Here is a 7,896-nt window from a genome sequence, read left to right on the forward strand (position 1 = left end):
GGGGGTGGGGTTCAGGAGACGGGGGACGCGACTGTCGCTGTCGGCGATCTCGACGTAGAGGGCGTGCTGGCCGCGGCGCAGGGTGAGGTGACTGGGGGTCTGCGCGTAGCGGATGGCATTGGTGACGAGTTCGCTGACGAGGAGTTCCACCAGGTCGGCGTGTTCGGCTAGGTGCCACTGGTAGAGGGCGGCGACCGCGGCGTCGCGGGCGGTCTTGGCTGCCCGGGGGTCTGGGGGGAGCCGGCGGGTGCTGACGGTCGCGGGGGTGGTGGCGTGGACGAGCAGGAGAGCGGCGTCGTCGTCGTAGCCGCCGGTGCGGTCGATGAGAGTGAAGAGGCGGTCGGCGGTGGTGTGCAGGCCGGCGGGATCGGCGAGTGCGGCCTGTAGCCGGCGGGTGCCTTGGTTGATGTCGATGGTGGGGGATTCGACGAGCCCGTCGGTGTAGAGAGCGAGGGTGGCGCCCGGCGGGAACGGGTAGCGGGTTTCGGTGAGCCGCTGACCGGCGACGCCGAGGATGATCCCGCTGTGGTCGTCGAGGAGGTGGACGTCTGCGTGCGGGTCGACGAGGGCGGGGGGCAGGTGGCCGGCGTTGGCGACGGTGATGGTGGCGGTCGCGGGCTCGAAGATGGCGTAGATGCAGCTGACCAGCGCGCCGTCGGGGCCGGCGTCGATGGATCGGACGAGGTCGTCGAGGTGGGTCAGTACGTCCGCGGCGGGCAGGTCGAGGGCGGCGAAGGCGCGGACCGCGGCACGGACCTGTCCCATCACGGCGGCGGCGGTCAGGCCCCGGCCCATGACGTCGCCGATGACGAGGGCGACCCGGCCGGCCGACAGGCCGATGACGTCGAACCAGTCGCCGCCAACCTCGGTGGCAGCGGTGCCCGGCTCGTAGCGCCAGGCGAGTTCCAGGCCCTCGACCGCGGGCAGGTTTCCAGGCAACAGCCCGCGTTGCAGGGTGAGTGCGGCCGTGTGTTGGTGGGCGTAGACGCGGGCGTTGGCGATCGCGCTGGAGATCCGGCTGCCGAGCTCCGCCGCGAGTTGTACGTCGTGTTCGGTGTAGGACCGGCCGGAGGATCCGACCCCGAAGATGACCACCCCGTGAAACGTGCCACCGGCCAGCAACGGCACATGGATGACCGACCGCAGGCTCATCTGCCTGAAATACTCACCCGCACCGGGGATGTCGAGGTTACGCACGAACTGCTCGCCCATTTGGTGCAGCTGTGGTTCACCTACGGCGAATACCTGGTAGTGGGGGGTCTGGCTGGCGAACTCGACCCGCTCACCGATCCGCAGACCGGGCGGTGGTTCAGGGAAGCCAGCCACGCGTGCGTTCACCAGGCGACGCAGCGGCAGCCGGTCCGGCCTGGCGGCGGTGTCGAGAGGTTCGTCGGTCAGCAGGAGGATGCATTCGTCGGCGAATTCCGGGACGACGAGTTCGATCAACCCTTCCAGGATTGCTGACAGGTCCAGAGACGCCCCGACCAGCCCGCTGGCCCGGCTCAGCAGGCGCAACCGCCGCTCCACCGCCTCCCGACCTGCCTCCGCGTGGCGCTGCTCGGTGACGTCGACGACCGCCACACCTACCGCCTTGGTGGTCCCGGCGCGATCGCGGATCGGGTAGTGGGAGACGCGCCAGGCCTGCCGGTCCGGCCCGGTAGCCGGGGTGGTGCCAGCGAGGTCGACGTCGAGGATCGGCTCGCCCGTGGCCAGCACCCGACGGATCACATCCCACGCCTCGGGCTCTACCCCGGGGAGCAGTTCGGCGATGCTCTTGGTCCCGACGTCGCCCGGGGACAGGCCGTTGATGGCGAGAATCGCCTGGTTCATCCAGCAGACTCGCAGGTCGCGGTCGACGACCAGCAGGCCGATCGGGGCCAGGTCGGACATCCGTGCGGCAAGCGTCAGCCTGTCCCATGCGTCCGGGCTGGCGGGGCTGGGGAGTCGGTGCCGCTCCACGTCACGGGTCGCCACCGGAGAGATCGCGGGATTCCCGGATCAGGTCCACCTCCCGCCCAGCGTCGAGACGAGCAGCGCACACACAGTCCCCAAAGGGGGCATCCCGTGGCACGGGTAACCGATGCCCCCTGCTCGGATACCCAAACGTCCGAGATCGACAAGCGGCCGTTAGATGATCGTGAGCGGACGAGCCGCCATGACCGCGGTTGGGCGCGGAGTGGTCAGAGCTCTACGGTGAAGGTGAACACGCTGTAGTTGCCCTGGCTGAACGAGCCGTCGCAACTGTCGATTGTCCGTTTCCACGCCCGCAGTTCGAGCAGGTAGCAGCAGGACTGGGGGAATGCGTCCCGCAGGTTGGCGATGGTGAGGCGCATCCGGCCACCGTTCCACACCGGGGCGACGGCCGCGGGGATGTTCTGCGCGGTCGCCCCCGCCCGCGCGTCCCCATATGTCGGGCCGACCTGCGCGGCCGCTACCCGGGTAAGAGTCGCGGACGGCGCGGCAAGCAGGTCGACGACACCGTTGTTGCCGTAGAGCGCGTGCAGCGTGTAATAGGCCAGATGACCGTCCGGGTCGTTGGCGAGGAACTCGATGTCAACGGTAGTGCCGTCATGCGCTCGGATGATCGAGCATGGCGTGGCCGGTTCCCCGCCGAGCCGGACGTCGATGATCTGAGTGTCGGGCTCGGCGGTACACAGGTGCACCGTGGCCGGGCCGCATGGGTGGCTCGCAGTGGTGGGGTGTCCGGCACCCGGGCCGACCATCCTGTTGTCGAGCGTCAGTACGACGCGGTTCTCCTCATCGCTTCCGCACAGCGGTGGTATCCGCGGATTCTCCAGGTCGCCGCCGACGAAATCCCAGGCCCGGACCCGCAGCCGGTAGGTGCCGTCGCCAAACAACGCCGTCGGTCCGGTCGGTGCCGACGGGACCGCCGTCACCCAGTTCATAAGCAGGTCGGTCGTTCCGACCCAGACCCGGGTCACCCCCCAGCTTCCCGGTGAATGGGTGGCTTCGTAGTGCGCCCGACTTTCCACCACCAACCGGCCGCTGATGGTGGTGAACGCGAACGACACGGGGTTCCACGATTGTGTCGGTAGATCGTAGTAAGTGAGCGTGAAACCGCCGGCCGCGCCAGCCGGCATGACGTGCCAGCTGAGGCCGGCGTTGTCGGACCACTCGAACTCGTAGTAGTCCATCCAGTCACCGCACACCCCGTGGAGTGCCACCGTGCCCGCGTACGGACGGTCACCGGCCGTGGAGACCACCCCCGGTGACCGGTAGCCGGCCGGCATCGGCGACGCGCCGACGTTGCCGCCGATGGTGGCCATCAGGTCCCCACAGGCATGCGAGATGACCAGGCACTCGGCGTCGCCGCATCCGCAGGGCGGCCTGTGGGCGCAGCAGGCGCTGTCGTTCGCGACAAGGGTGACGTTGAGGGTGGTCGGCACGTCCGGGCGGGCGGACAGGCAGGACTCGTCCAGGACCATCCGCTCCTGGCCGTCGCAGCTCTGGGTCGCGCGGAAGATCAGGTCGGGTGAGCAGTCCCACCAGGGATGCCAGGGCAACCACGGCCAGACGCGCAGCCGCTCGAGTTCAGCCACCGCCGGCAGCCGTTCCAGGAGCCGGGCGCGCAGGCTGTCGAGCCGAGCCGGGTCGACGGCCTCGGTGGGCATGGCGGTTGCGACCCCGTCCCGTGCCAGGACCGTGTCGAACATGTCCAGGGTGGGCCGTGGCTGGGGCGGTGGCAGCACGATGTCCGTGCCTGCGCCCAGCGCCGCCGTGATCTTCTCAGCCAGGCCTGGCTCAACGCGCCACAGCCGGCGCGCCCACCACCACCACGGCCACCAGCCGCAACACCAGGTGAACGTGATCTCGAAGGCGCCGTGGACGTCGGTCGTGGCACAGCCCACCTGCTGGTCGGTGCACCACCACCACCACCAGTCGACGTCATAGGCGCAGACCGTGGCGCCGGGCACCGGGCTGCCGTCCGGGCACAGCAACCGCCCACGGACCGTGAAGCGGCGACACCAGCGCAACCACTGATACCAGTAGAAGGACGGAATGCGGATCGGCTCCAGCCGCACGACCTGACCCTTGGCCTCCGGCAGGAGCCGGGACGACAGGCTCACGGTCATGGTCTGAAGCCCGGGAAGGTCCTCGTCGGCGACACCACTCGGGCCGAGGTGGATGCGTGCGCCCGCGGGGCTCTCGGGTAGTCGAAGGATGGCCTGCCCGTGGCCGTCGGAATTCAGGTCTGCGACCACCGACACCGAGGTCCGGCCGCAATCGGTGACCAGGACCTTTACCTGCTGCTCGGGCGAAAACCCCTCGATTCCGCTTGCGTCCAATGGAACGACCAGGACGAATTCGTGCTCAGCACTGGCTTCGCTCATGACTTCCCCACCCTGTCCACCCGCTTGCGGTTCACACGCGTCACCTGCGGCGATCTGATCGGTCGGCCACCGCGACTCGGTCGGGTGGTGACGCTAGAGGTCGACCGTCACGACAGCGTCACCTCGAGCGGGAGCCGGTGGGGTGCCAGAAGCCGCTGCCTGGCCCTGTCACCTGTGACGATCTCACCATGTCAGCCGATACTCCCGATCGCCGAAATCCGCGACGACACGTAGCTTCCCACCAAGAGCGTGCACCTATTCTCGCAATGTAGAGAATGGCCTGTGTCACGAGGTCACGCCGAGGCCGCTAGAGACGCCTGTAGCTCAGCGTGACCTCGAAATCGAAGTTGCCAAGTGCGTTGGGGGCGTACTCGCCGCCGCTCGCGACGCGGCCGTGCCCGCCTGGTCGCCGATTCGGGCCGCGTCAGGTGCGTTCGCAGGCATCGAGAAGAAGCTCGGCGACAAGATCCAGGTCATCCATCGTGATGTCACCGCCGCCCACGCCGTGTATCCATCGGATGGCCTGATCGCGGCGGCGGACGAGCCACAGATCGACGTGAAGGGCGATGTCGGCGGCAGTCGACGAGTCGCAGGCGCCGAGCTGGGCCAGCGCTGCCGTGCGCGCCGTGTCGTCGAGCGCGAGCCGTATGACATCGAGCAGGTCGGTGCCCTGCTTCTGCACAGAGCGGTTCATCACCGCCTGGAGCTTCATCGCGATGATCGGACCGGGCTCGGCGACAGGCGTTTTCACCTCCACGCGATCGCCGCTCGACCGGATCACCTCGATGGCGATCTCAGTGGCGGTGTCGTTCGCCCATGCGTGCGCGGACGCGTGGAGGCGGTCTCCGGGATCGTCGCTCGGCTGGTCGAGCTCTACCTGCCGCACCTCCAGCACGTCTACCTTGACCTGACCATATGGAGTTAGCAGCAGGACACCGGCGGGCTCCACAGCCTTCGCGCCCTCGGCCGCGCGGAGCACCTCCAGGTGCGGCGCACTCCCATGCAGCCGGTCGACGACGTCCAGGTCGACCGTCGCCCGGTGGGTGCTGGAGACTCGGCACAGCACCGCCAGCCCGCCGACCACGACGGGCGGCTGGCCGATGAGCTTCCGCACTTCCTCGACGGCCTGGACGACCGCGGCCATCGCGTCGCCAAGGAAGATCACCCGGCTACCAGACACGGGCCCACCTCGGGTCTGGCCGCCATGCGTCGAGGATCTCGCGTCCACGCCCCAGGTCCTGCGCCAGATCGAGCGCGACGAACAGTGGATGCGCCAGCGGCCACTGCCACCGCTCGGGCGGGAGGTCGACACGACGCGTGCAGACGGCCGCGACCGGTGCGACCCGCACCGCGGCGCGCGCCTGGACCGGCGTCGAGGCGGCGCCGAGGAGCGTGGTCGCGCGCCGAAGTACCGCCTGATCGGGGACGAAGAAGTCAAGCAACTGGTCAGCGCGAACAGCAACCGGCGCACCGTACGCCGCGGCGGCGGTCGTGTCCGTCAATGCCCACCCGGTCTCGTTTCTCACGTCACGGAGGCCAAGACGCAGCGATCTGGTGACGCCGTTCCCGTCACCGGGATCGGGGAGTTTGGCGAGATAGGTGCGTCGCTCCGGCCAGCGCTCGGCTACCTGCCAGAACAGCCGCGCGTCCGTGACGACGTTCGTGGCGTCGACAAGACCGTCGTGCCGCAGCGTCGCCAGCACCTCCGACACCGTGCTGGGGGACCGGCCGAGCCGGCGTGCCAGTTCCCGGACGGCGGCGCCCTCCTCCGGCTCCATGAGCAGAGTGGTCGCGACCTCGAGCCCGGCCTTGCCGCTCAAGGCCCGTGTCCGCTCACCGCGTCCGGTGACCGGGCTGACTTCAGCATCGATCACGAAGCTGCTCGAACGAAGCGCAATCCGTCCGCGTAGGTCGTAGTAGCCGGCTCGATGCTCGGTCAGCACCTTCCGGGCCGCCTCGGTCACCCGGTCCGCGACGACCAGCAGGAGAGAGCCGCCCGATCCACCGGGTGGACGGCTGGCCTCGAGTAGCTGCGCGGCAACGCCTTCGGACACCAGCGACCGACGCTTGAGCTCGATGGGAACCGCGACGCCATCCGGGTCGAGCACGAGGTCGACCCCACCATCGGACCCGTCGTCAGGTAGTCGGGCCTCGACCCCGAGCTGTAGGAGGGCGTCGACCACGAGGGCCTCGGTGTCCATGCGGACCAGCGTCCGTGCTGTTCGGTGTTCGGTCAATACCGAACACCGAACAGGCATTTGACAGCAACGGCCACAAGATCATCTGACTCCCTCGCCGGGTCGGTCTTCGACGGTGCCCGGCGTCTTCCGCACGTGGGGTTTCGATGCGTCGACCGACCCCTCTAAGCCGTGCTCGTTGACCGACCCGAGCCGGTTGATCTGCCTGTTGAGGTTGCGGACCTGGACCGAGTCGGCGCCGAAGGCGTCCGCCAGCAGCGGTCGGACCGCCTCGAACGCTGTCAGTGCCTCGTCGGGATGCCCGGCGGTCGCGAGCAGCTGGGCGATGACGAAGCGGGATTCGAGAATTTTGGCCCCTTCGTCCTCACCTGCGGAGCTGTCGGCGTTCTGTACGTAGAACCGGAGCTGAGGCAGCGCCTTGTCCGGTTTGCCGATCTCAGCGTAGGCGTGGCCGGCATGGTAGGAGCAGTCGAGGACGTAGGCGTCGGTCGGCGGCAGATGCCTGCGGTAGTCGTGTCCGACGCCGTCGAAGAGTGCGGCGGCACGCGTGTACTCCCCGGCGTAGAACAGCGCGGCGGCCAGGAAGTGACGTAGCTGAAGCGCGAGGAACGGGTCGTGACGGGTGCGCTCGACGCCGTCCTCGAGGAGGCTGATCGCTTCGGCCGGTCGGTCGTTGTCCAGCAGCGCCCGGACGTTGGCCTTCAGCAGGTCGACGTCGTCCTCGGTGAGCGTGGCGCGGCCGTCTGCCGGTTCGCGGCGTCTGGGCGGGGCCAGCAGCGGTCGGCGAAACGGTCGGGTCGGGTCGCGGATCCCCTCGGTCCCCTCGGTGCTCGAGGATTCATCCGGCGTGGACGTGAACGGCACGAGCGCCTCGTAGACGGCTTCGGCGGTAGGCCGCGCGCGCGGTTCCTTCGCCAGCATCGAGGCCACGAGCGTATCGACATCCCTTGGAATGCCGGCCCGCCGGGCCCGCTGGACCGCGGAGGCTTTACGAGTCGCCCGGTCGACCACGACGGCATCCGCGGCCTGCTCGTCTCCGGCACGATCGCCCCAGGGCATGCCGACTGGTGCAGTCCGCTGGAGGTTTTGGCCGGCCTACCCGTCGCGGAGGAGAACCGGACTTCTCTCGCTCTCCTGCAGTTCCGTACCGAGAAGGCGGTCACGGCGCATCCTCACTTTCGGGGAGTTACGCCGTTACTGCGGCTCTGGCAAGATTCCGGTGGTGACAGACAGTTTCTGTACCCATCGTTTTTCCGGATAGCAGATGATTATATGCGCTACCCGCAGTATTCGACGAATTTCACCAGTGCGACTCCGATCGTCGAAGCCGTTCCCCGCACCCCTGC

General features: G+C 68.6%; 5 protein-coding genes. All 5 read right to left on the reverse strand.

The window, feature by feature from the left end:
* The coding region (locus tag U9977_RS18185) for a SpoIIE family protein phosphatase (RefSeq protein ID WP_322750476.1) at nt 1-1,974 on the reverse strand (1,974 nt) is incomplete at its 3' end.
* A gap of 206 nt (nt 1,975-2,180) precedes the next feature.
* Nucleotides 2,181-4,352 carry a hypothetical protein gene (locus U9977_RS18190; protein ID WP_322750477.1) on the reverse strand — a complete coding sequence of 724 codons (2,172 nt, stop codon included), beginning with the start codon at nt 4,350-4,352 and terminating at the stop codon, nt 2,181-2,183.
* 424 nt (nt 4,353-4,776) lie between these two features.
* Nucleotides 4,777-5,532, reverse strand: a complete 756-nt coding sequence (locus tag U9977_RS18195; protein WP_322750478.1) for a nucleotidyl transferase AbiEii/AbiGii toxin family protein — start codon at nt 5,530-5,532, stop codon at nt 4,777-4,779.
* Nucleotides 5,522-6,553 carry a helix-turn-helix domain-containing protein gene (locus U9977_RS18200; RefSeq protein WP_322750479.1) on the reverse strand — a complete coding sequence of 344 codons (1,032 nt, stop codon included), beginning with the start codon at nt 6,551-6,553 and terminating at the stop codon, nt 5,522-5,524. Before U9977_RS18200 ends, U9977_RS18195 begins: the two co-directional genes overlap by 11 nt.
* A gap of 78 nt (nt 6,554-6,631) precedes the next feature.
* The gene (locus tag U9977_RS18205; protein WP_322750480.1) at nt 6,632-7,609 is read right to left on the reverse strand and encodes a hypothetical protein; all 978 of its coding nucleotides are present in this window, start codon (nt 7,607-7,609) and stop codon (nt 6,632-6,634) included.
* Nucleotides 7,610-7,896: the final 287 nt, after the last annotated feature.

This window comes from Protofrankia sp. Cas8 (assembly GCF_963555845.1).
Lineage (GTDB): Bacteria > Actinomycetota > Actinomycetes > Frankiales > Frankiaceae > Protofrankia.

What these genes read in the sequence shown, in the direction of transcription:
- U9977_RS18205 (WP_322750480.1), bottom strand. Translation starts at nt 7,609, where the DNA reads ATGCCCTGGGGCGATCGTGCCGGAGACGAGCAGGCCGCGGATGCCGTC.
- U9977_RS18190 (WP_322750477.1), bottom strand. Translation starts at nt 4,352, where the DNA reads ATGAGCGAAGCCAGTGCTGAGCACGAATTCGTCCTGGTCGTTCCATTG.
- U9977_RS18200 (WP_322750479.1), bottom strand. Translation starts at nt 6,553, where the DNA reads ATGGACACCGAGGCCCTCGTGGTCGACGCCCTCCTACAGCTCGGGGTC.